This window comes from Stenotrophomonas sp. 610A2 (assembly GCF_030549615.1).
In the GTDB taxonomy this organism is placed as follows: Bacteria; Pseudomonadota; Gammaproteobacteria; order Xanthomonadales; family Xanthomonadaceae; genus Stenotrophomonas; species Stenotrophomonas pigmentata.
Genome location: NZ_CP130832.1, coordinates 1,110,892 through 1,131,814 on the forward strand (window position 1 = coordinate 1,110,892; position 20,923 = coordinate 1,131,814).

Below are 20,923 nucleotides of genomic sequence, written 5' to 3' on the forward strand. Positions count from 1 at the left end.
GTGCGGCGCGGAACGCGCTCAGCGGTGGAAATCACCAGCCGCTTCGGGCTGATAGTGAACGGCGGTGACGCGCAGGCGCAGCTGGCGGCCGCCGGGTGCGGTCCAGTCGATGGTCTGGCCAACCGACAAGCCCAGCAGGGCACTGCCAACCGGCGCCAGCACGGACACACGGCCCTTGTCGAAATCCGCTTCGTGCGGATAGACCAGGGTCAGGGAATGTTTTTCGTCGTGCAGTTCGTCTTCGCAGTCCACACGGGAGTGCATGGTGACGATGCCTTCGGGGATTTCTTCCGGCGGCAGCACCTGCGCGCGCTCAAGTTCCTGCGCAAGGGCAACAGCGGCCGGGTGCCGGCTCAGCGCCGGGGAGTCCAGCAGGGCCTCAAGGCGGGCCATGTCACGGGTGGAAACAATGATGGATGGTGGCAGACCGCTTTTGCTGGTCATGGGAATTCCTTATCTGATTGAAGAGCAAGCAAAAGGCGACGCTTTGTCGGCGCCGCCCGGATTTCTATTGTGCTGGTGAAACGGGCCGCAGGCGACCCTGTGAAGATCATGGGGCCGGTCAGCCCCGGATGCAATGTGGGGGAGGGGGATGTTCAGGTTTTGGGGTGCTGCGAAGCGCACCCCTCCCCAGCCCTCCCCTCCGCCTGCGGCGCAAGGGAGCCAAGCCTTGCCCCTCCCTTGCGCGCAGCGTAGGGGGAGGGCTGGGGAAGGGGCAGCTTTTAAGCCTGAACCCGAGCAGCCTCCGCCGGCGCCTCCAACAACCCTGCCGGCAGCTGTTTGAACAGCAGCGAAAACTGTTCCAGGAACGCGCCCATCGCCGAGCTGCGACGCCAGAGCATGCCGATCCTGCGGTTCGGCTGCGGGTTTCCGGTGAACGGGATCAGCCGCACGTTGGCCGGGCGCGCCACCGGCGGCTTCACCGCCAGCATCGGCAGCAGGGTGACACCGACATTGGCTGCGACCATCTGTCGCAGGGTTTCCAGGCTGGTGGCCTGGAACTCGGATTTCTCCAGTGCACCGGCCATATGGCAGACATCCAGCGCCTGATCACGCAGGCAATGCCCATCCTGCAACAGCAGCAGGCGCTGGTCGGACAGATCATCCAGTGTCAGCGAGCTATGCGAGGTCAGCGGGTGGCCTTCCGGCGCGGCCAGCACGAAGGGTTCCTCGAACAGGAACTCGGTGTGCAGCTGTTCGTCGGCGACTGGCAGGGCGAGCAGCGCAGCATCGAGCTGGCCATTGCGCAGCTGTGCCAGCAGCACATCGCTTTTCTCTTCGACCAACAACATCTCCAGCTGCGGGAAGCGCTGGCGAATCGCTGGCACCACGTGCGGCAGCAGGTAGGGGCCGAGGGTCGGGAAGATTCCCAAACGCACGGTGCCGGCTTCCGGGTCACGTGCGCGGCGGGCGGCTTCCTTCATCTGCTCTACTTCGGCCACGATGCTGCGCGCACGCGCAGCGGCCTCGCGGCCGGCCGGGGTCAGCATCACCTTGCGCGGCGCACGCTCCACCAGTGGCACACCCAGTTCTTCTTCCAGCTTCTTGATCTGGGTGGACAGGGTGGGCTGGCTGACGAAACTGGCCGCAGCGGCACGGCCGAAGTGCTTGTGCTCGGCCAGCGCCACCAGGTATTTCAGGTCACGAAGGTTCATGTCGGGCTCCCGGGTGTTTCCTTCTCCTGCGGGAGAAGGTGCCCCGAAGGGGCGGATGAGGGTTGGGCCAAGCCCATTTTTTCCATGGATGCGGGTGGTGTCACCCGGACCCTCACCCCAACCCCTCTCCCGCAGGAGAGGGGCTTTGAGCATCAGGCGGTTGCTGTCTCTACCGCTGCAGGCTGCAGCACCGGTGTACGGATCAGATGATCGAAGGCACTGAGTGCGGCGGTCGAGCCGGCGCCCATCGCGATGATGATCTGCTTGTACGGCACCGTGGTGCAGTCGCCGGCCGCAAACACGCCCGGCACATTGGTCTGGCCGCGATCATCGATGATGATCTCGCCGCGACCGCTGAGCTCCACCGTGCCACGCAGCCACTCGGTGTTCGGCAGCAGGCCGATCTGCACGAAGATGCCTTCCAGCTCGACCCGGTGCGAATCGCCACCGACGCGGTCGGTATAGACCAGGCCGTTGACCTTCTGGCCGTCGCCCAGCACTTCGGTGGTCTGTGCGTTGAGCACCACCTTCACGTTGGGCAGGCTGTTGAGCTTGGCCTGCAGCACCTGGTCGGCTCGCAGCTTGCTGTCGAACTCGAACACGGTGACGTGGCTGACGATGCCGGCCAGATCGATAGCCGCTTCCACGCCGGAGTTGCCACCGCCGATCACCGCCACGCGCTTGCCCTTGAACAACGGACCGTCACAGTGCGGGCAGTAGGCCACGCCCTTGTTGCGGTACTCGTCCTCGCCCGGCACGTTCATCTGTCGCCAGCGGGCGCCGGTGGACAGGATCACCGTCTTGGACTTCAGCGAAGCACCATTCTCCAGCTGCACTTCGACCAGCCCATCGGCACCGGCCGGCACCAGCTTGGCCGCACGCTGCAGGTTCATGATGTCCACCTCGTACTCACGTACGTGGGACTCAAGCGCGGCAGCCAGCTTCGGGCCTTCGGTGTGCTGCACCGAGATGAAGTTCTCGATCGCCATGGTGTCCAGCACCTGGCCACCGAAGCGCTCGGCGGCAACACCGGTGCGGATGCCCTTGCGTGCGGCATAGATCGCCGCCGCCGCACCGGCCGGGCCACCGCCCACCACCAGCACGTCGAATGCATCCTTGGCCTTGATCTTCTCGGCCTCGCGGGCAACGGCGCCGGTGTCGAGCTTGGCGACGATCTGCTCCAGGCTCATGCGGCCGGAGTCGAACATCTCGCCACCCTGGAACACCATCGGCACCGCCATCACCTGGCGCTGTTCAACTTCCCGCTGGAACGTGCCGCCCTCGATTACCGTGGTGCTGATCTTCGGGTTCAGGATCGCCATCAGCGCCAGCGCCTGCACCACGTCCGGGCAGTTGTGGCAGGTCAGCGACATATAGACGTCGAAGCTGTACTCGCCGTCGATCGCGGTGATGCTGTCGATGACTTCCTGGGCAACCTTCGGCGGATGGCCGCCGGTCCACAGCAGGGCCAGCACCAGCGATTCGAATTCGTGGCCCAGCGGCAGGCCGGCGAACCGCACGCCGTGGTCCTGGCCTTCGCGGGCGATCACGAACGAGGGCTTGCGCGCATCGTCGCCGGAGCTGTCCAGCGAGATCTTGCCGCCGCCGGCCGCGACGATATCGTCAAGCAGGCCGCGCATGTCCTGGCTGGCGCTGCTGTCGTCGAGCGAGGCGATCAGGCGCAGTGGCTGGCGCAGCAGGCCCATGTACTGCTGCAGCTGGGTCTTGAGGCTGTCGTCGAGCACGGTCAACTCCTTCGTTGAGGCAAAGCGGGGGAGTGACGCCCCTGCGTCAAGCGGGGCGCCAGTAAAGAGTAGGGGTGAACCGCAGCGAGCTGCGTGGCGTGCGGGCGTGGTGCTGGCTGGCATCAACACGCTGCGGTTCACCCCCACGCCCGCCGCGAGGGCGGGGTGGGAGCGGGTACGACTTGTTAGATCTTGCCGACCAGGTCCAGCGACGGGGTCAGGGTCTTCTCGCCTTCCTTCCACTTGGCCGGGCACACTTCATTCGGGTGTGCGGCGGTGAACTGGGCAGCCTTCAGCTTGCGCAGGGTTTCGGACACGTCACGTGCGATCTCGTTGGAGTGGATCTCCGAGGTCTTGATCACGCCTTCCGGGTTGATCACGAAGGTGCCACGCAGGGCCAGGCCTTCTTCCGCAATGTGCACGCCGAAGGCGTTGGTCAGCTGGTGGGTCGGGTCGCCGACCAGCGGGAACTTGGCCTTGCCCACGGCCGGCGAGGTTTCGTGCCACACCTTGTGCGAGAAGTGGGTATCGGTGGTCACGATGTAGACCTCGGCACCGGCTTTCTGGAACTCGGCATAGTTGTCAGCGGCGTCTTCGATCTCGGTCGGGCAGTTGAAGGTGAATGCTGCCGGCATGAAGATCAGGACCGACCACTTGCCCTTCAGCGACGCATCGGTGACTTCAATGAACTTGCCGTTGTGGAAAGCATTGACCTTGAACGGCTGGACCTGGGTGTTGATAAGGGACATGAAGTTTCCTCTTGGGTGTAGGGCGGGGTGAATCGTTGGAGCAAGACTAATAGGCAGGATCTAATAAAACAAATGAATTGGATGCATCGTATCAATAGATAAAGCCTATCAATCGGTGCTTCAGAACTGCCTCAAGGCCTGATATCGGGTGCTTTGCGGGCTTTCCAAGCCATCCCGGGCCAAGCTGAACGGCGCGGCATAGACGGGATTAATCCCAAGGCCAGAATCATGGCGGTAGGCAGCGGCGGGCGCGCTGACTATCCTCGCCCTCCTGAAAGAACCCGCGAAGAGGTAATGCAGTGTCCACGTTGAAGGTTGCCGAGCTGTTGCGGGAGGCCGCTGCACGCCTGCCGGGTGAAGATGCCCGCCATGAGGCCGAGCAGTTGCTGATCCATGTGCTGGGCGTGGAGCGGGCCTGGTTGTTCTCGCATGCCACCGACGAGGTGGATGCTGAAGCGGTGGAACGCTTCGAGGTGCTGCTGGCGCGTCGTGCCGAGGGGCATCCGCTGGCCTATCTGACCGGCCGTCGCGGCTTCTGGACCCTGGACCTGCAGGTCAACACGGCTACCCTCATTCCGCGTCCCGAAACCGAGCTGCTGGTCGAACAGGCGCTGGCACGGCTGCCGGCCGATGACATGGTGCGGGTGGCCGACATGGGCACCGGCAGTGGCGCGATTGCCTTGTCGATCGCCAGCGAGCGGCCATTGGCCACGGTGATGGCGACCGATGTGCTCGGCCCGACCTTGGCGGTAGCGGTGAAGAACGCGCAGGCACATGGGCTCGAGAACGTGTGGTTCCGGCGCGGGCATTGGTATACCGCGCTGGGTGCGGATCGCTTCGACATGATTGTCAGCAACCCGCCGTACATCGCTGCGGGTGATCCGCATCTGGTTGAAGGTGACCTGCGTTTCGAGCCGCCGCCGGCCTTGGCCTCGGGTGCTGATGGCCTGGATGCGATCCGCGAGATCGTTGCTGGCGCGCACGAGCATCTGGTGCCCGGTGGTTGGCTGTTGATGGAGCACGGCTGGGATCAGGGTGATGCGATCCGCGCACTGCTGGAGCAGGCGGGATTTGTGGAAGTACAGACAGTGCAGGATCTGGAGCAGCGCGATCGGGTGACCTTGGGCCGTTGGCCTGGTTGAGGTAGTTGCTGTTGATGTTGCGGTGGACCCTTGCGGTTGTTTCAGCCCGTCATTCCCGCGCAGGCGGGAATGACGGCATTGAAGCCAATGCCAAACCCTTCGACTCGCCGTGTCCTACAAACAAGACCCAAACACCGCTGCGCTAGACTAGCCGTCCTGTTCCCCGCGAGGCTGTCATGCGCACGCTCTACCCCGCCATCGAGCCCTACGATACCGGCACGCTCAAGGTCGACGACCGCCATACGCTGTACTTCGAACAATGCGGCAATCCCAACGGCAAGCCGGTGGTGATGTTGCATGGCGGCCCCGGTGGCGGCTGCAGCGACAAGATGCGTCAGTTCCACGACCCGTCCAAGTACCGCATCATCCTGTTCGATCAGCGTGGTTCGGGCCGTTCCACCCCGCATGCGGATCTGGTCGACAACACCACCTGGGATCTGGTTGCCGACATCGAGAAGCTGCGCGAGAAGCTCGTCGTCGACAGCTGGCAGGTATTCGGTGGCAGCTGGGGTTCGACGCTGGCGTTGGCCTATGCCGAAACCCACCCGCAGCGCGTGACCGAGCTGGTACTGCGCGGCATCTTCATGCTGCGCCGCTGGGAGCTGGAATGGTTCTACCAGGAAGGCGCCAACCGCCTGTTCCCGGATGCCTGGGAGCACTACCTCAAGCCGATCCCGGCCGTCGAACGCCATGACCTGATCTCGGCCTTCCATCGCCGCCTGACCAGCGACGACGAGGCCACGCGCCTGGCCGCCGCCAAGGCCTGGAGCGTGTGGGAAGGTGCCACCAGCTTCCTGCATGTGGACGATGATTTCGTCAACAGCCACGAAGACCCGCAGTTCGCACTGGCCTTCGCCCGCATCGAGAACCACTACTTCGTCAACGGCGGTTTCTTCGAAGTCGAAGACCAGCTGCTGCGCGACGCGCACAAGATTGCCCACATCCCTGGCGTGATCGTGCACGGCCGTTACGACGTGGTCTGCCCGCTGGCCAATGCCTGGGAACTGCACAAGGCCTGGCCGAAGGCGCAGTTGCATATCAGCCCGGCATCCGGCCATTCGGCATTCGAAGCCGAGAACGTCGACGCACTGGTGCGCGCCACCGACAGCTTCGCCGGCTGATAAGCGAGCTGTAGTGCCGAGCCATGCTCGGCATGAGCGTTACCGATAAACCGGTTTGTAGGAGCGGCATCAGCCGCGAAGCTCGTAGATGACCCGATGGCAGAAATGCCCAACGGATCACTACCGTCAGCTTCGCGGCTGACGCCGCTCCTACAGTTTTGGGTTGCTGGTAAGGCCCTTGCCGAGCATGGCTCGGCATTACCGCTTCGCTCCCTCCCTTTCGCGTAGCGAAGGGGAGGGCTGGGGGGGGGTGCTTTGGCTGGTGCTCTCAGAGCTTCGCGGCTGATGCTGTTCCTGGATTTGTCGGGTTGCCGGTAAAGCCCCTGCCGAGCATGGCTCGGCACTACAAATGAGGTCTGGCTAAAAATTCACCAGTGGTTGCCAGGGCTTGGTACACAAGCGCTGCAGGCTCTTATCCACAGCTTGTGTATATGCCGGGACACAGCCTGTGTGGACAACGCGAGACCAAACCGGCGCGATCGGGCTTCACCATTCGCCTGCCAACAGGGCCTCTGCCAGAACCTTCAACTTGGGCGATACCTGCCGCGATGGCGGATAGACCAGCGACAGTGCACGGGTTCGTCCTTCATGGGCCTGCAACACGCGCTGCAAGCGCCCATCGGCCAGGGCGTCGGCGACGGCGAAGTCCATCACCTGGACGATGCCCACTCCGGCCAAAGCTGCTTCCACCAACGGGTCACCGCTGTCGAATACCATCCGCGTCGGCGGGGTGAAATCGTGCATCTGTCCGTCCAGCGCCCGGAACTGCCAGTCCACCAGGCGGCCACTGCGCAGATTGCGCACTGCAAGGCAGGTATGGTCGTGCAATGCCTCAACCGTGCCCGGCTCTCCGTGGCGAACAAGGTAGGCGGGCGCGGCAACCGTCACCCAACGCAAAGGCCGCAACGGCCTTGCCACCATTCGTACATCGCTGATCGTGCCGGTACGCAGGGCTGCGTCAAAACCTTCTTCGGCGAGGTCGACCAGGCGGTCATTGAGCACCAGCTCGAATTGCAGCTGTGGATGCGCGGCGATCAGTTTTCCGGCCAATGGCACCAGCACCTTGCGCCCGAACATCGAGGGCGCGGTCAGCTTCAACACGCCAGATGGAACACAAGGGCGATCACCCAACTGGCGCTGTGCATCCTCCAGTCCGCTGAGCAGTGGCTGGCAGTGTTCGACGAACTGGCGCCCATCCGGCGTCAGGCTGACGTTGCGGGTGTTGCGGTGGAGCAGGCGCACGCCCAATGAATGCTCCAGTCTGCTGATCGCCCGCGACAGGCCGGATTGGCTCAGCCCGAGCTGTCCTGCGGCAACGGTGAAGCTGCGGGCATCGGCAACCTGCACCAGCATGCGTACGGCGTTGAGGTCCATGGCGTCCATTGATGCAAATCCGCATTACACATATGTGTGTATCCTGATTTATCTGCGCAACGTCATCAATAAGACTGTGCGCCCCGCGCTTCTGGATTCACGCAATGCAGGTTTCACCCTCTCCACTTTCCACCACGCCGCGGCTGGCGCTTGCGCTGCTGGCCACGGCGCAACTGATCATCGCCCTGGATGCGACCATCATCTTCGTCGCCCTGCATGACATGGGGCGCGCGCTGCAGATCAATGCGCAGCAGCTGCAATGGGTGGTCAGCGCTTACACCGTCGCTTTCGGCGGCTGCCTGTTGCTGGGTGGCCGCGCGGCGGATCTGCTTGGCAAGCGGCGTTTCTATCGGCTGGGCATGGCTTTGTTCGCGTTGGCTTCGCTGGTCGGCGGCTTCAGCAGCAGCGCTTGGCTGTTGGTGGCGGCACGCGCGGTGCAGGGCATCGGTGCGGCCTTGCTGTTCCCGGCCACCCTGGCCTTGATCAATACGCTGTACGCCGAAGGCGCGCCGCGCAATCGCGCGCTGGCGATCTGGAGCATGGCCAGTGCCGGTGGTCTTGCGTTGGGGACGCTGCTAGGAGGCGTGCTCACCCAGCAGTTCGGCTGGGCATCGGTGCTGCTGGTGATCGTGCCGATTGCCGGGGCGTGTGCAGTGTTGGGTGGCTATTGGTTGCCGTTGGACGGCCCGCGCGCGCGCGGCCGTTCATTCGATCTCGCCGGCTGTTTCACGGTGACTGTCGGCGGCAGCCTGCTGGTCACCACCTTGGTGCAGGGGCCGGAATGGGGTTGGGCAGCGCCGATAACGCTGGCTTGCCTGCTGCTGTCATTGTTGTTGCTGGCAGCATTCGTGCTGATTGAACGGCGCAGTGTCGATCCGCTGATGCACTTCGCCTTGCTGCGGGTACCCGGGCTGCGTGCTGCGATGTGGCTGACCATGTTGTTCATGAGCAGCTTCGGTGTGCAGTACTACTTCCTGGCGCTGTACTACCAGGATGGCTACGGCTGGAGCCCGTTGCAGGCTGGCATGGCCTTCCTGCCGCCGACCCTGGTCTGCACCGTCGGCATCCGTATCGCCGAGCGCATGCTGGCGGCGCGTTCGCCGCGGCAGGTGCTGGCATGGGGATTGGCGGCGGGTGCAGTGGGTATCGCGGGCGTTGCGGCCGCCTTGCCGCACGGCGCGGCTTACTGGCCACTGCTGCCAGGCATCGTGCTGCTCAGCCTGGGCCAGGGCATGACCTGGACGGCGATGTGGATCGTGGCCGGGCAGGGTGTTCCGGCTGCGCAGCAAGGCGTGGCGTCCGGCATGGCCGCGACCGCGCAGCAGATCGGCGGCGCGTTGGGTCTGGCAGTGCTGGTGATGCTGGCCAATGCGGCACGCGCAACAGCACCGGCTGACAGCGCGCAGGCGCTGCAGGGCCTGGTCCATGCGCAGTATGGTGCTGCGCTGTTCGCCGTACTTGGCGTGGTGGTTGCATTGCGCCTGCGGCCGGCGCCGCTAGACTGCAGCTCCGACGACTGCCTGCCAAGCGACGCATGATTGAACTGTTGGATCTCCGCCAGACCCTGGACAGCTTCGCCAGCTGCAACGACGACGATGAGGTGTGGGCGCGCTACGGCTGGGTCCACGCCAGTGATGGCGGTGCGCTTGGTGCTTCGTTCTGGCTGCCGGCCAGCGAAGCGGAGGCGTTCGACGATGATGAGTTGCCGACGGCGGCGCGTGCCTTGGGTCTTTCGAGTTTCCTGGAACCGGCGACCTTTGCCGATGTGCTCGATGTGCAGAAGCGCCAGCGTCCGCTATCGACGCTGGACGATTACGCGGCGGCGCTGGACTACTACGCCGAGTACGACGCGTTCCTGCAGGTGCCCGGTATCGATGAAGCCCTCGGCGAGGCTTCCGATGCGGAGCAGGCAGCAGCGCTGGCAATTGGTGTCGGGCTTGGCATCTACCCCAGTTTCGATGTGGTGCTGGCGCAATGTCCCGCGCAATCAGTGAAGGAAGCAGCGCGGCAGGTGGCGGTGTTGTTGGCGGTATCGATTGGCGAGGCTTTGGCTGCTTGCCGCGATCTGCCGGTGTGTCTGGGCGAACAGCTGGACCGGAAGCGTTGCGCCGGAATTGTCGCGGCCTTCGATGCCTTGGGCGTGCCGTTGCAGGTGCGAGGCTACAAACCCTTCCCGTGGTCAGACGTTCCAACACCAGCAGGTGTTGTGCGAACTGTGGGAGCGGCGTAAGCCGCTCCCACAAGAGCAACAGCGCTGTAGTGCCGAGCCATGCTCGGCAGGGGCCTTGCCGGTGTTCCGTCCGACAGTTCTCCAGCTTCGCGGCTTACGCCGCTCCTAAAGCGCGGCGCTGCGCGGTTCCTGCATGGCGAGCAACATCGGCTGCAGATTGCGGAATATCCGCTCCAGTCGCTCTGCCCAGGCTTGCTGCCCCGCCACATCTGCAATCAGGTCCTGGCGGATCTCCAGCTCCACATGCACCAGTCCGCGGCCTTCGCCATGCACCGGCACCGCATAGTCGCTGCTGCTGTTCACCGAATACGGCTGGTTGTCGCCCACCACCAGGTCGCCTTCCTCGCGCAAGGCCTGCAGCAGCGCATGCGCGAAACGGGTGTCCTGGTGGTAGAGCACGCCTGCGTGCCACGGACGTTCCACGCCGGCCATCGCCGGGGTGAAGCTGTGCATCATCACCAGCAGGGTCGGCACGCCTGCATCGCGCCGGCGGTCCAGCTCGGCGTCGATGCGCGCATGGTAGGGCGCATGGATCGCGTCGATGCGCTGTTGGCGTTGTTGCGGATCAAGACCGAGATTGGCGGGAACAACGGTGCCATCGCTGACTTCAGGGATCAGCGTCGGCGACACCAATGGCCGGTTGCAGTCGATCAGCAACCGCGAATAGGTCTGCTCGATGGCCCAGGCGTCCAGGCGCTCGGCGAGGGCGCGGGTGGTGGCGGCGATGCCGATATCCCAGCCGATATGCCGGTCCAGTTCGGCCTGCGGCAAACCCAGGTCCTGCAGTGCCAGCGGCACGCGCTGGCCGGCATGATCGGCCAGCAGCAGGAAAGGTGAAGCGCCGTGCGGGTTGTGCACGCTGAAGACCGCCGGATCATCGGTGCCGAGCAGCGGTGCAGCGCTGTGCAAGCCAGAATCAGCCACGTGGGCGCCCATCCAGATGGTGTTCGATCATCCACAGGCCGGCCCACAGTTTCGCGTCCAGCTCATAGCCTTCGCCCATCTTCTCCACCAGCCAGGCCGCAGCGCGTTGGCGCGGGATGCTGTGCACGGTGATGTCTTCGCTGGCGTCGCCGCCACCGTCGCCAACCTTGCGCAGGCCGGTGGCGCGCACGAAGGCGATCTTCTCGCTGCTGGCGCCGGAGGAGGTGGGGCCGATCATCAGCACTTCGGCGTGGTCGGCGGTCCAGCCGGTTTCTTCTTCCAGCTCGCGCACGGCCGAAACCTCGATGGATTCACCGGCATCGATATCGCCGACCAGCCCGGCCGGCATCTCGATGGTGCGCGCCTGCAGCGGCACGCGGAACTGCTCCACGAACAGTACTTCATCGTCCGGGGTGACCGCGATGATGATCGCGGCCAGTCCGCCCGCATGGGTGCGCTCGCTGTATTCCCAGGTGCCGCGCACCAGCATGCGCTGGTATTTGCCTTCGTAGACGACGCGGGGTTCGGCGGTGTTCTGGCTCATGCGAACTCGTTGGCTGGAGTGGAAGGGGATTGCAGGCCGGCAGCAGTCATCAGCCGACGCCGGGTCATCGGGCCAAACCGAAGCGCCTCGCACAGCCCGCCGAGCATGTCGCCGTCGCCATTGGCGCGCGCGAAGCCACCGGCGGCGTTGTGCAGCGGTGCGTTCAAGGCGACCGTGGTCAGCTGGCGGAACAGCAGCGCCTGTTCGCGCTGTTCACGTAGCCGTACCGCCATGGTGGCGGCGCCGCGCAGGCGCAGGAACGGCACTTCGTCGATGCGTTCGAGCAGGGCGTCCATCGTGCCGAAATGGGCCAGCAGCACCGCCGCCGATTTGGCGCCGATGCCGGAGACGCCGGGAATGTTGTCGACCGCATCGCCGCTCAAGGCCAGGTAGTCGGCGACCTGGTGGGCGTGCACGCCTTGCCGTGCCTTCACCCCGTCCGCGCCCCAGCGCTGGTTGCGGGCGTAGTCCCATTGCTCGTCGTGCTCCAGCAGCAGCTGCGACAAATCCTTGTCGGCCGAGATGATGACACCGCGCAGGCGGCCGCGGCTGGCGTGCAGGGCACTGCCGATCAGGTCGTCTGCCTCGAATTCGCGGTCGGCCAGCACTTGCAGGCCCAGTGCAGCGCACAGCGCCTTGCAATGGGCGAACTGGCGGCGCAGTTCCTCCGGGGCCGGATCACGGTTGGCCTTGTAAGCCGGATACAACGCATGGCGGAAGCAGCTGTCCAGTGCTTCATCGAAGGCCACCGCGATGTGCTGCGGGCGCTCGCGCTCCAGCAGGTCGAGCAGGAAGCGGGCAAAACCGTGAACTGCGTTTACCGGCCATCCCTGCGCATCCTGGAACTCATTGGGGATGGAGTGCCAGGCGCGGAACACATACAGACTGGCATCAACCAGGTAGAGCGGCTGCAGCGGGGCGTTGGCAGGGCTCACGGCTGCCAGTCCTGCAGCAGCTTTGCCGGATCGGGGCGTTCGCGGTCGGGCACGGCGATCTTCGGCGTGCCGATATGGATGAAACCGACGATCTGCTCATTGCTGGCCAGGCCCAGATGGCGGGCGACTTCGGGGTCGCTGCTCATCCACGCGGTCAGCCACTGCGCGCCGAAGCCAAGGCCCTGCGCGGCCTGCAGCAGTGCGAAGCAGACGCAGCCGGCGGTGAGCAGCTGCTCCTGCATGGGCACTTTGGGGTTGTCCTGCAGGCGGGCGATCACGGTGATGATCAGCGGCGCATGCGAGAAGCGCTGGCGGTCCTTCTCGACCGCGGAGTCGGACGCATTGGGGTCACGCTGGCGGCTGCGCTGGGCCAGGAACTCGCCCAGGGCATGGCGGGCCTCGCCCTGCAGGCGCAGGAAACGGAACGGCACCATCTTGCCGTGATCCGGCACGCGTACCGCCGATTGCAGCATGCGCAGCACGGTGGCGGAGTCCGGCGCAGGCTCGCCCAGTTGCAGGGAGGGCACTGAATGGCGCTGATCCAGCGCTTGCAGGAAGCAGTTGTCGGACATGGTTCACAGGGGCTGAGGCGGCTGCTGAGTATAGACGCCGCCCATGTACCGGCCGTTCAGCGCAGATCGGGGTCGGTTTTGTGCGCTGTGTCGTGTGCCCTGAACAAGCTACGGGTCGCTAATAATCGCCGACACGCTTAGCATTGCTGGTAATGCGAGGAAGGGATCATGAGGTAGGAAGTGCGTACTGCATCACTGACCCTGTTCATCTTCTCCGCCTACCATGCGCGTGCGGATTCAGGGGCCGCGTCTGCATTTCCTCAATCGTTTAACAGAAGACCAGCGCCTGGAAGGGTGTGGAGCCTTTGCGCATGATGTCCAGTCCGCATCCCGCCGGTCAGCCCGGTCGTAACCAGAACCTGCTTGGCGTGGCCCGCGAGGCCACCTTGCCTGTGTTGTCACAGGCCTTTGCCAAGGTGCTGGCGGGGTTTGACGATGCCTTGTTCGACCGCGCCGAGACGGCCGGTCCCTCGCAGCTGGCTTTCCTGGACGGCATGCGCGAGCTGCGTCGCCGCCGCGACGAGATCTCCCGCCGCTTCGATTCGCACCTTCAGCAGGCTTGGGCCGCGCTGGATGCGGGCACCCCGCAGTCGGCGGAAACCGTGCTGGCTGGGCAGAGTGACGGCGGTCTGAGCCTGGTGCCAGAACACATCCTCGAGTCGCGGCTGGCGGTGCGTAATTTCGCAACCGTGCTGCTGCGCGACTGGAAGCAGGTATTGCAGCGCATCGATCACCGCCTGGCCTGGGTGGCCGGGGTGGTGGCGCTGGATGCCGACACCAACCCGATCGGCCCCGAGCACATTGGCGTTGCCGTGCACGAGGCTTTCTATACCTGTGACCTGACCGCGGAAGTGCGGCTGGTGTTGTTCAAGCTGTGCGAGCGTGAGTTCGCTGCCGGTATCGGCAAGCTGTACGAGGCCGTGGACGAGCGTCTGGCCCAGGCCGGTGCCGCACCGGAGATCGCCGCGCCGCGCCGCGCAAGCCCGCAGCGGACCGTGGCCGAGCAGCTGGCGCAGGCAGTGCAGGAAGAAGAGGAAGGCTTCGACCCGGGCCACGCGCCGATGTGGGCGCGGCGCTTCTCCGAGCGCTGGAGCCAGCGCCGCGGCAGCATGGCTGGCCAGGCTGCCGCACAGGCAGCGGCCGGCTTCGAAGCCGAGCAGGCTTATGGCAATCCACAGAACATGGTGCTGGAGGCGCTGCACGAGTTGCTGGCGCAGAGCCGGCAGACCCGTGAAGGTGCGTCAGCGCCTTCAGCCGATGCAGGCCAGGCCGGTGGTGGTCACCAGCGCTCCTTGAACCAGCGCGAGATGATGTCGGTGCTGTCGCTGTTGCAGGCCACCCCCAGCGCCACCCTGCGTGCGGCGGTGGGCGAGGACGGCGAATCGCTGGCGCAGCGGCTCAAGAGCGAAGTGCTGTCTGGTGCGACACGCCTCGGCGTCGATCCGCAGCAGGCTCACCTGGACCCGCAGGACGAGGATGCGATCGACCTGGTTGGCATGCTGTTCGACGTCATGTTGGACGAGCGTGACCTGGAAGGCCGCTCGCGCGAGCTGATCGGCCGGCTGGTGGTGCCCTTCGTCAAGGTCGCCATGCTCGACCGCCGCATGTTCGTGCAGAAGACCCATCCGGCGCGCAAGCTGCTCAACTCCCTGGCCGAGGCCTGCGAAGGCAATGCCGGTGAGAGCCAGGCCGAGCGCGCGCTGATGGGCAAGGTCGAAGAAATCATTGAACGGTTGACCGCCGAGTTCAACGAGAACCTGGCGATCTTCCTTACTCTGGAAGAAGAGTTCCGCGACTTCCTGGCCCAGCATCGTCGTCGTATTGAAATCACTGAGCGGCGTGCCGCTGAAACCCAGCGTGGCCAGGAGAAGCTCGAGGTCGCACGTAACCGTGCCAGCGCCGAGTTGGACAAGCGTGTTGCCGACACCAGCCTGCCCAAGGCCATCGAAGATTTCCTGCGCCAGCCCTGGAACCACCACCTCACCCTCACCCTGCTGCGCGAAGGCGAAGAAGGCGAGGGTGTGAGCGAAGCGCTGAAGCTGGCCGACGACGTGCTGGAGGAAGTCGCCGAGGCGCGTCGCCATATCGTCGGCAAGCCGTGGTTGCAGTCCAGCCAGCCGGGCCTGCGCAAGGTGTTTGCCAGCGTTGGCCTGCACGGCGACGGCGGTACCACCGCCATCGATGCCCTGCACGACACCTTGCAGTCGGTCGCCGAGCTGCGTCCGGAACTGGAGCGTGCATTGCCGGAGTTGCCGCAGGTCGCGCTGCCAACGCCGCCGGCACCGGAAACCCCGGCCATCGAGTTCGGTACTGCCACCAAGGCCGAGGACTTCGACGACAGCGACGCCGAGCGCTTCCGTCGGATGGAAATCGGTACCTGGCTGGACTTCATCGACAAGGACGGCAAGATGCAGGCCGGCAAGCTGTCGTGGGTGAGCCCGATCTCCTCGCGCCTGTTGTTCGTCAACCGTCGCGGCATCCGCTTCTGTGTGGCATCGCCGGAAGAGTTGGCGGTGATGGTGCGGCTGGAACGGCTGCGCCCGCACGTGGATGACGGCGCCTTCGACAGCGCCATGCAAGGCGTCATCGATCGCCTCGAGCCGCAGGGAGTCCACAACTGAGTCCGGTCGGGCAGGCGAAGGTCTGCCCCAGCGCACCACCCTTTCGCATGATCTCGCTGCCAGCGCCGGCGGGGACGGTTTGGCTGTGTCCGCAGATCGATGGCTGTGCTCTCCATGGTGGTGCGGGTCGTTGTCGATCGGCTGGAGCTGCACTGCGTGCCTGATTGATCGCAGGCCAGCAGCCAAGGGTCTGCCGCACAGGGCCGCGGCTTTGCTACGATCCGGCGGTTGATCCGCTGCGCATCGAGGACTGGAATGGCCGTAGATGTCTGGGTATTGAAGGAAACCGCTGAAGGTGAGCGGCGCGTTGCTGCCACGCCGGAAACGGTGAAGAAGCTTGTCTCAGCCGGCGCGCAGGTACATCTGCAGGCCGGCGCAGGTACGGCCGCGGGCTTCCCCGATCAGGCCTATGTGGATGCCGGCGCACAGCTGGGTGATGCGCTGGAAGGCGCGGATCTTGTGTTGTGCGTGCAGGCGCCGTCCTTGCCCACCATTGCCCGCCTCAAGACTGGCGCGGTGTTGGTTGGTGGCGTGCAGCCTGAGGCTGACGCGGCGCGTGCGGCTGCACTGCAGGCACGGCAGTTACAAACGTTTCCGCTGGAACGCTTGCCACGCACCACCCGTGCGCAGGCGATGGACGTGCTCAGTTCGCAGGCCGGCATGGCGGGCTACAAGGCGACCTTGATTGCCGCGCAGCTGGCACCACGCTTTTTCCCGATGCTGACCACCGCCGCAGGCACCATCCGCCCATCCAAGGTGTTGATCGTTGGCGCCGGTGTAGCTGGGCTGCAGGCGGTTGCCACGGCCAAGCGCCTGGGTGCAGCGGTCGAGGGCTTTGATGTGCGCCCGGAAACCCGCGAGCAGATCGAGTCGTTGGGCGGCAAGTTCCTGGACCTCGGCGTCAGCGCGGCAGGTGAAGGCGGTTACGCCCGGCAACTGACCGACGATGAGCGGGCCGAACAGCAACGCCGTCTGGCCGAGCATCTGAAGGGTGTGGATGTGGTGGTCTGCACGGCGGCCGTGCCGGGTCGCCCGGCGCCGAAGATTGTCACCGCTGCGATGGTGGCCGGGATGCGGCCGGGTAGCGTGATCGTTGATCTAGCCGCTGAAACCGGCGGCAATTGCGAGGCAACGCAGCCGGGGCAAACCATCGAGGTCGGCGGCGTGACTGTTGCTGGTCCGCTCAACCTGGCCAGCATGGGTGCGGTGCACGCCAGCGAAATGTTCGCGCGCAACGTCTACAACTTCGTGGCCTTGTTCCTGAAAGACGGCAAGCTGTCGTTCGACTGGAACGATGAACTGCTGGCCAAGACCGTCTGGCCGCAACGCCCAGCCGGCGGTGAAATCCCGCCGGTGTGACCGACGCTGATCGGTACAACCGGGCTGGCGTTGCACTTGCTTTAGCCCCTCTCCCGCCTGCGGGAGAGGGGTTGGGGTGAGGGCGGCTTTTGCTTGGAACGCCCCTGCCGAGCATGGCTCGGCACTACAGGCTGGCGGCGCGCGCGCTTTAGCCCCTCTCCCGTTCACGGGAGAGGGGTTGGGGTGAGGGCAGCTTTTCGCCCGGGAAAGCCCCTGCCGAGCATGGCTCGGCACTACACGTTGAGTCAGCGCTGGGGGCGGGTTGCTGGTGGGTTGGCTTCCACCCATTGGCGTCGCTGCTCGGGGCTCATCTTGTTCCACTGCTCACGCAGCTGCTGGCGCTGGTCCTTGTCCATGCCGCGCATCTTGTCGAACAGTGCCTGTGCGTCGCGACGTTGGCCTGGCGACATGTTCTCGAAGCGGTGCATGCCGCGACGGGCCTGCTCGCGCTGCTCCGGTGTCATCTGCTGCCAGCCACGCGCGTGCTCGTAGTTGCGTTGGCGACGCTCGGGTGACGACGAATTCCAGCGATCGCGCACCGGTGCGATCAAGGTCTCGCGCTGGGCCGGGGTCAACTGGTCCCACTCGGGCAGCGGTTGCGGATCGGCGGCCACGGCGCTGGCGCAGACCAGCAGCAGGGGCAGCAGGAGAAAGGGCAACAAGGTCTTCATCATCGTCATTCCATCGCCAGATTGTCGGAGCCCAGCCACAGGTAGAGCTCGGGGCTTTCGTCGAACAGCAAGGTGTCTTCGCCGTCATCGGTCTCGCCAGCGATCACCGGCGCTGTGGGCGGAGCGGTGCTGTTGAACTGCATCGCCACCGGCACGGCCAGCAGCACCGAGCAGGCCGTAGCCAACCACCAGCGGTGGCGGCGCCATACGGAAGGAGTGCTCGCCATGCTGGCCTGCTGGCGTGCTTGCCGCAGCCGCGCCAAGGTGGCCGGCGACAGCGAGGCGTCGGCCTGCTGCTGCAGCTGGCGGGCGTGGTGGTCGAAGTGTTGGTCGGGGTTGGGCAGGCGGTTCACCGCGTGGCCTCCAGTTGTTTCTGCAATGCGTCGCGTGCGCGCGACAGGTGGGTTTTTACCGAGCCTTCCGAACAGCCCATGGCCTTGGCGGTGGTGGCCACGTCCAGTTCCTGCAGCACGCGCAGGCTGAAGGCTTCGCGCTGGCGGGCTGGCAGTTGCCGCAGGGCCTGCACCAGCTGCGCGTACTCGCGCTGCTGTTCATGCGTCTGCGCCGGGCCGGGGGCTTCATCGGCCCAGTCGATGGCGCTGTCCTGGTCGTGGTCTTCCTGGGTGGTCCAGAACTTCAAACGGAAGCTGCGACGGCGCTGCAGGTCGATGATGCGCCGGCGCAGGATGCTCCAGAACAGCGGGGTCCATTCCTCCGCCGGCCGTTGCTGGTAGCCTAGCATGCGCTCCATGGCGTCCTGCACGGCGTCCAGGGCGTCATCACGCTGGCGCAGGCCGGCCTCGGCGAAACGGAACGCGCGCGGCCCGATGCCCGCCAGGAACGCGTCCAGCGAGGCGGGTACAGCATTAAGCGGCATCAAGGGTGGGCTGGTCACCAGCACAGGGTAGCGTCCCGGTCGTGGTCTCTGGGAGTAATAACGCGCGGGAACGGAATCGGTTGACAACGCAACGGTCGCGCCGGCTTCGGCCAGATGGTTATGATGCCGGACAGGCGCTTCCAGCCTCGGAGAGACCAAGCAATGAGCGACGGGTTCGTAGCGTTGTACATCTTCATGCTGGCAGCGATTGCCGGCCACGTGATCATCTCGCGGGTGCCGGTGATCCTGCACACACCGTTGATGTCCGGTTCCAACTTCATCCACGGCATCGTGTTGATCGGTGCGATGGTGGTGCTCGGCCATGCCGATACCACGCTGGAGAAGGTCATCGGCTTCATCGCCGTGGCCCTGGGCGCAGGCAATGCGGCCGGCGGTTATGTGGTGACCGAGCGCATGCTGGATATGTTCAAGAGCTCGAAGAAGCCGGAAGGGAAGGACAAGTGAGTTCTTCCACTGGTATTGCGGGCGGTTCCTCCATCGGCGCGCGGCAGGTTTTCCAGTGGCTCAGCTACCTGCAGTATCCGGCGTTGCTGGTCGCTTTCGCCTATGCGGCACGGCCGCTGTTCAATGGCATGGAGGGCGCGCTTGATGCCTACAACAGCGCACTGCTGTATGCGGGTGTGGGCGTGGGCATGTCCTCGCTGCAGGACCCGTCCAAGACCCAGAACAACATGTCGAAGAAAGTCTGGCAGGACCCGCGCAAGGGCGGCTTGATGCTGTGGCTGCTCAGCGCGCAGGCACTGCTGCCGATCGTGCTGGGATTGCTGGGCGCCGCGCTTGCGCCGACCACTGCCTTGTCACAGCTCGCGCTGGGCATGGTGGCGTTCGGGTTGGGCATGATCGGTCTTTTGAAAACCGCCATTGAAATGCGCGAGCACCATCGCCTCGACAAGCAGGCTCCTCGCCACTCCGACACGGCTCTGGAGGCCGATGCATGAGCATATCGATCCTGGTCAATACGAGTTACCTGGTTGCCGCCACGCTGTTCCTGCTTGGCCTGCAGCGCATGGCCTCGCCGAAGACCGCGCGCAGTGGCATCCAGTGGGCCGGCGCGGGCATGTTGATCGCGACCGCAGCGACGTTCTTCCTGCCGGGCCTGCACAACCTCGCGCTGATCGCGGTCGCCCTGGTGCTGGGCACCGGCTTGGCGTGGGTGTCGGCGAAAAAGGTTGCCATCACCGACATGCCGCAGATGGTCGCGCTGTACAACGGCATGGGCGGTGGCTCGGCGGCAGCGATTGGTGCGGTGGAACTGCTGCGCTTCTCCGACCTGGCCAACCGCGATACCAGTCACTGGAGCGCGCAGGCCATCGCCGACCTGGCGGCAAGGCTGCCGTCCAACACCGTGCTGGCCTTGGCGGTGATTGGCTCGGCTATCGGTGCGGTGTCGCTGTCGGGCTCGATCATTGCCTGGGCAAAGCTCGATGGGCGGCTGGACAAGCGTGTCACCTTCCCCGGCCAGCAGGTTTTCAACCTGCTGGTCGCCGTCGCGATGGTGGTGCTTGGTGCGTGGGCGGCGATCAGCCTGCAGCCAGTGGCGATCATCAGCTTCTTCGTGGTGGCCTTGGCGCTGGGCGTGCTGATGACGCTGCCGATTGGTGGCGCCGACATGCCGGTGGTGATCTCGCTGTACAACGCGTTCACCGGACTTGCGGTGGCGTTTGAGGGTTATGTGTTGGGCAACGAGGCCTTGATCATCGCCGGCATGATGGTCGGTGCGGCTGGCATCCTGCTGACCCGCTTGATGGCCAAGGCGATGAACCGGCCGATCAGCGGTGTACTGTTCTCCAACTTCGGTGGCGGCGGGCAGGGCGCGGAAATCAGCGGTACGCAGGAGCCCATCGAGGCGGCCGATGTCGCGGCGATGATGGCGTTCGCCGAGCGCGTGGTGATCGTGCCTGGTTACGGCATGGCGGTAGCGCAGGCCCAGCACAAGATCTGGGAGCTGGCACAGCGCTTGATCGAACGCGGAGTCAAGGTGAAATTCGCAATCCATCCGGTGGCCGGGCGCATGCCCGGGCATATGAACGTGCTGCTGGCCGAAGCCGGTGTGCCTTACGACCTGATCGCCGACATGGATGACATCAACCCGGAGTTCGCCAATACCGATGTGTCATTGGTGATCGGCGCCAACGACGTGGTCAACCCGGTCGCCAAGACCGACCCGACCAGCCCGATCTACGGCATGCCGATCCTGGACGTGGTCAATTCAAAGAACACCATCGTCATCAAGCGTGGCAAGGGTACTGGGTTTGCCGGGATCGAGAATGCGCTGTTCTACGCCGACAACACCCGCATGCTGTACGGCGACGGTGCCGAAGCGGCCAGTGCCCTGGTCAGCGAACTCAAGGCGCTGGACGGCGGGCACTGAGGCAATGCGGCG

21 protein-coding genes are annotated in these 20,923 nt (G+C 65.0%); 9 read left to right on the forward strand and 12 right to left on the reverse strand.

Translation table 11 applies throughout. The annotated features are described in order from the left end of the window. Positions 1-18: 18 nt before the first annotated feature. The 4 genes from rnk to ahpC all read right to left on the reverse strand — a co-directional run bounded on the left by rnk (position 19) and on the right by ahpC (position 4,149). A complete protein-coding gene (rnk, locus tag Q5Z11_RS04875) occupies positions 19-444 on the reverse strand; it encodes a nucleoside diphosphate kinase regulator (protein WP_303748983.1) in 426 nt (141 codons plus the stop codon). 278 nt (positions 445-722) lie between these two features. Continuing rightward, on the reverse strand, positions 723-1,655 hold the full coding sequence (locus tag Q5Z11_RS04880) for a LysR substrate-binding domain-containing protein (protein WP_303748984.1): 933 nt from the start codon (positions 1,653-1,655) through the stop codon (positions 723-725). A gap of 152 nt (positions 1,656-1,807) precedes the next feature. Next, positions 1,808-3,400 (reverse strand): alkyl hydroperoxide reductase subunit F, encoded by a 1,593-nt coding sequence (gene ahpF / locus Q5Z11_RS04885; protein WP_303748985.1) that lies wholly within the window; start codon positions 3,398-3,400, stop codon positions 1,808-1,810. A gap of 185 nt (positions 3,401-3,585) precedes the next feature. After that, a complete protein-coding gene (ahpC, locus tag Q5Z11_RS04890) occupies positions 3,586-4,149 on the reverse strand; it encodes an alkyl hydroperoxide reductase subunit C (protein ID WP_057633045.1) in 564 nt (187 codons plus the stop codon). A gap of 299 nt (positions 4,150-4,448) precedes the next feature. Here ahpC and prmC point away from each other — a divergent pair, with 299 nt between their 5' ends. Then, positions 4,449-5,291: a peptide chain release factor N(5)-glutamine methyltransferase gene (prmC, locus tag Q5Z11_RS04895; RefSeq protein WP_303748986.1), complete on the forward strand. Its 843-nt coding sequence runs from the start codon at positions 4,449-4,451 to the stop codon at positions 5,289-5,291. A 176-nt stretch (positions 5,292-5,467) separates the two neighbouring features. Beyond that, positions 5,468-6,412 carry a prolyl aminopeptidase gene (gene pip / locus Q5Z11_RS04900; RefSeq protein WP_303748987.1) on the forward strand — a complete coding sequence of 315 codons (945 nt, stop codon included), beginning with the start codon at positions 5,468-5,470 and terminating at the stop codon, positions 6,410-6,412. Between the two features lie 486 nt (positions 6,413-6,898). Here pip and Q5Z11_RS04905 read toward each other — a convergent pair whose 3' ends face one another. Beyond that, entirely contained in the window at positions 6,899-7,786 is an 888-nt protein-coding gene (locus tag Q5Z11_RS04905; RefSeq protein WP_303749973.1) for a LysR family transcriptional regulator, read from the reverse strand. A 104-nt stretch (positions 7,787-7,890) separates the two neighbouring features. Between Q5Z11_RS04905 and Q5Z11_RS04910 the strand changes: the two genes are divergently transcribed. Next, entirely contained in the window at positions 7,891-9,324 is a 1,434-nt protein-coding gene (locus Q5Z11_RS04910; RefSeq protein WP_303748988.1) for an MFS transporter, read from the forward strand. Continuing rightward, a complete protein-coding gene (locus Q5Z11_RS04915) occupies positions 9,321-10,016 on the forward strand; it encodes a DUF7716 domain-containing protein (RefSeq protein WP_303748989.1) in 696 nt (231 codons plus the stop codon). The genes Q5Z11_RS04910 and Q5Z11_RS04915 overlap by 4 nt, the downstream gene beginning before the upstream one ends. A 105-nt stretch (positions 10,017-10,121) precedes the next feature. Here the strand turns inward: Q5Z11_RS04915 and Q5Z11_RS04920 are convergent, their stop codons facing one another. Genes Q5Z11_RS04920 through Q5Z11_RS04935 form a run of 4 tightly spaced genes read right to left on the reverse strand, consistent with a single transcriptional unit; the run spans position 10,122 to position 12,991 of the window. Further along, positions 10,122-10,940: an N-formylglutamate amidohydrolase gene (locus Q5Z11_RS04920; protein WP_303748990.1), complete on the reverse strand. Its 819-nt coding sequence runs from the start codon at positions 10,938-10,940 to the stop codon at positions 10,122-10,124. After that, positions 10,933-11,484 carry an NUDIX hydrolase gene (locus tag Q5Z11_RS04925; protein ID WP_303748991.1) on the reverse strand — a complete coding sequence of 184 codons (552 nt, stop codon included), beginning with the start codon at positions 11,482-11,484 and terminating at the stop codon, positions 10,933-10,935. Before Q5Z11_RS04925 ends, Q5Z11_RS04920 begins: the two co-directional genes overlap by 8 nt. Further along, positions 11,481-12,428 (reverse strand): 5'-3' exonuclease, encoded by a 948-nt coding sequence (locus tag Q5Z11_RS04930; protein ID WP_303749974.1) that lies wholly within the window; start codon positions 12,426-12,428, stop codon positions 11,481-11,483. Before Q5Z11_RS04930 ends, Q5Z11_RS04925 begins: the two co-directional genes overlap by 4 nt. Then, on the reverse strand, positions 12,416-12,991 hold the full coding sequence (locus Q5Z11_RS04935; RefSeq protein ID WP_303748992.1) for a nitroreductase family protein: 576 nt from the start codon (positions 12,989-12,991) through the stop codon (positions 12,416-12,418). Before Q5Z11_RS04935 ends, Q5Z11_RS04930 begins: the two co-directional genes overlap by 13 nt. Before the next feature lie 311 nt (positions 12,992-13,302). Here Q5Z11_RS04935 and Q5Z11_RS04940 point away from each other — a divergent pair, with 311 nt between their 5' ends. Further along, on the forward strand, positions 13,303-15,612 hold the full coding sequence (locus Q5Z11_RS04940) for a DUF1631 domain-containing protein (RefSeq protein WP_303748993.1): 2,310 nt from the start codon (positions 13,303-13,305) through the stop codon (positions 15,610-15,612). A gap of 255 nt (positions 15,613-15,867) precedes the next feature. Next, on the forward strand, positions 15,868-16,971 hold the full coding sequence (locus Q5Z11_RS04945; protein WP_303748994.1) for an NAD(P) transhydrogenase subunit alpha: 1,104 nt from the start codon (positions 15,868-15,870) through the stop codon (positions 16,969-16,971). Positions 16,972-17,216: 245 nt separating this feature from the next. On the opposite strand, the gene Q5Z11_RS04950 is transcribed toward Q5Z11_RS04945, so the two are convergent. From Q5Z11_RS04950 to Q5Z11_RS04960, 3 genes are read right to left on the reverse strand one after another with little or no spacing between them, the layout of a single operon-like run. After that, complete coding sequence (locus tag Q5Z11_RS04950) at positions 17,217-17,645, reverse strand: DUF3106 domain-containing protein (protein ID WP_405051651.1); 429 nt, start codon at positions 17,643-17,645, stop codon at positions 17,217-17,219. A 2-nt stretch (positions 17,646-17,647) separates the two neighbouring features. Beyond that, positions 17,648-17,995: a hypothetical protein gene (locus Q5Z11_RS04955; RefSeq protein ID WP_405051652.1), complete on the reverse strand. Its 348-nt coding sequence runs from the start codon at positions 17,993-17,995 to the stop codon at positions 17,648-17,650. Further along, complete coding sequence (locus Q5Z11_RS04960; RefSeq protein ID WP_303748996.1) at positions 17,992-18,519, reverse strand: RNA polymerase sigma factor; 528 nt, start codon at positions 18,517-18,519, stop codon at positions 17,992-17,994. Before Q5Z11_RS04960 ends, Q5Z11_RS04955 begins: the two co-directional genes overlap by 4 nt. Before the next feature lie 162 nt (positions 18,520-18,681). On the opposite strand from Q5Z11_RS04960, the gene Q5Z11_RS04965 reads away from it, so the two are divergent. The 3 genes from Q5Z11_RS04965 to Q5Z11_RS04975 are packed head-to-tail and all read left to right on the forward strand — an operon-like array spanning position 18,682 to position 20,911. Beyond that, complete coding sequence (locus tag Q5Z11_RS04965) at positions 18,682-18,984, forward strand: NAD(P) transhydrogenase subunit alpha (RefSeq protein WP_282267096.1); 303 nt, start codon at positions 18,682-18,684, stop codon at positions 18,982-18,984. Next, positions 18,981-19,478 carry a hypothetical protein gene (locus tag Q5Z11_RS04970; protein ID WP_303748997.1) on the forward strand — a complete coding sequence of 166 codons (498 nt, stop codon included), beginning with the start codon at positions 18,981-18,983 and terminating at the stop codon, positions 19,476-19,478. The genes Q5Z11_RS04965 and Q5Z11_RS04970 overlap by 4 nt, the downstream gene beginning before the upstream one ends. Further along, positions 19,475-20,911 carry an NAD(P)(+) transhydrogenase (Re/Si-specific) subunit beta gene (locus Q5Z11_RS04975; protein ID WP_303748998.1) on the forward strand — a complete coding sequence of 479 codons (1,437 nt, stop codon included), beginning with the start codon at positions 19,475-19,477 and terminating at the stop codon, positions 20,909-20,911. The genes Q5Z11_RS04970 and Q5Z11_RS04975 overlap by 4 nt, the downstream gene beginning before the upstream one ends. The last annotated feature ends 12 nt before the right edge of the window (positions 20,912-20,923 follow it).

What these genes read in the sequence shown, in the direction of transcription:
- rnk (WP_303748983.1), bottom strand. Translation starts at nt 444, where the DNA reads ATGACCAGCAAAAGCGGTCTGCCACCATCCATCATTGTTTCCACCCGT.
- Q5Z11_RS04880 (WP_303748984.1), bottom strand. Translation starts at nt 1,655, where the DNA reads ATGAACCTTCGTGACCTGAAATACCTGGTGGCGCTGGCCGAGCACAAG.
- ahpC (WP_057633045.1), bottom strand. Translation starts at nt 4,149, where the DNA reads ATGTCCCTTATCAACACCCAGGTCCAGCCGTTCAAGGTCAATGCTTTC.
- pip (WP_303748987.1), top strand. Translation starts at nt 5,468, where the DNA reads ATGCGCACGCTCTACCCCGCCATCGAGCCCTACGATACCGGCACGCTC.
- Q5Z11_RS04905 (WP_303749973.1), bottom strand. Translation starts at nt 7,786, where the DNA reads ATGGACCTCAACGCCGTACGCATGCTGGTGCAGGTTGCCGATGCCCGC.
- Q5Z11_RS04910 (WP_303748988.1), top strand. Translation starts at nt 7,891, where the DNA reads ATGCAGGTTTCACCCTCTCCACTTTCCACCACGCCGCGGCTGGCGCTT.
- Q5Z11_RS04915 (WP_303748989.1), top strand. Translation starts at nt 9,321, where the DNA reads ATGATTGAACTGTTGGATCTCCGCCAGACCCTGGACAGCTTCGCCAGC.
- Q5Z11_RS04925 (WP_303748991.1), bottom strand. Translation starts at nt 11,484, where the DNA reads ATGAGCCAGAACACCGCCGAACCCCGCGTCGTCTACGAAGGCAAATAC.
- Q5Z11_RS04935 (WP_303748992.1), bottom strand. Translation starts at nt 12,991, where the DNA reads ATGTCCGACAACTGCTTCCTGCAAGCGCTGGATCAGCGCCATTCAGTG.
- Q5Z11_RS04940 (WP_303748993.1), top strand. Translation starts at nt 13,303, where the DNA reads ATGATGTCCAGTCCGCATCCCGCCGGTCAGCCCGGTCGTAACCAGAAC.
- Q5Z11_RS04945 (WP_303748994.1), top strand. Translation starts at nt 15,868, where the DNA reads ATGGCCGTAGATGTCTGGGTATTGAAGGAAACCGCTGAAGGTGAGCGG.
- Q5Z11_RS04950 (WP_405051651.1), bottom strand. Translation starts at nt 17,645, where the DNA reads ATGATGAAGACCTTGTTGCCCTTTCTCCTGCTGCCCCTGCTGCTGGTC.
- Q5Z11_RS04960 (WP_303748996.1), bottom strand. Translation starts at nt 18,519, where the DNA reads ATGCCGCTTAATGCTGTACCCGCCTCGCTGGACGCGTTCCTGGCGGGC.
- Q5Z11_RS04965 (WP_282267096.1), top strand. Translation starts at nt 18,682, where the DNA reads ATGAGCGACGGGTTCGTAGCGTTGTACATCTTCATGCTGGCAGCGATT.
- Q5Z11_RS04975 (WP_303748998.1), top strand. Translation starts at nt 19,475, where the DNA reads ATGAGCATATCGATCCTGGTCAATACGAGTTACCTGGTTGCCGCCACG.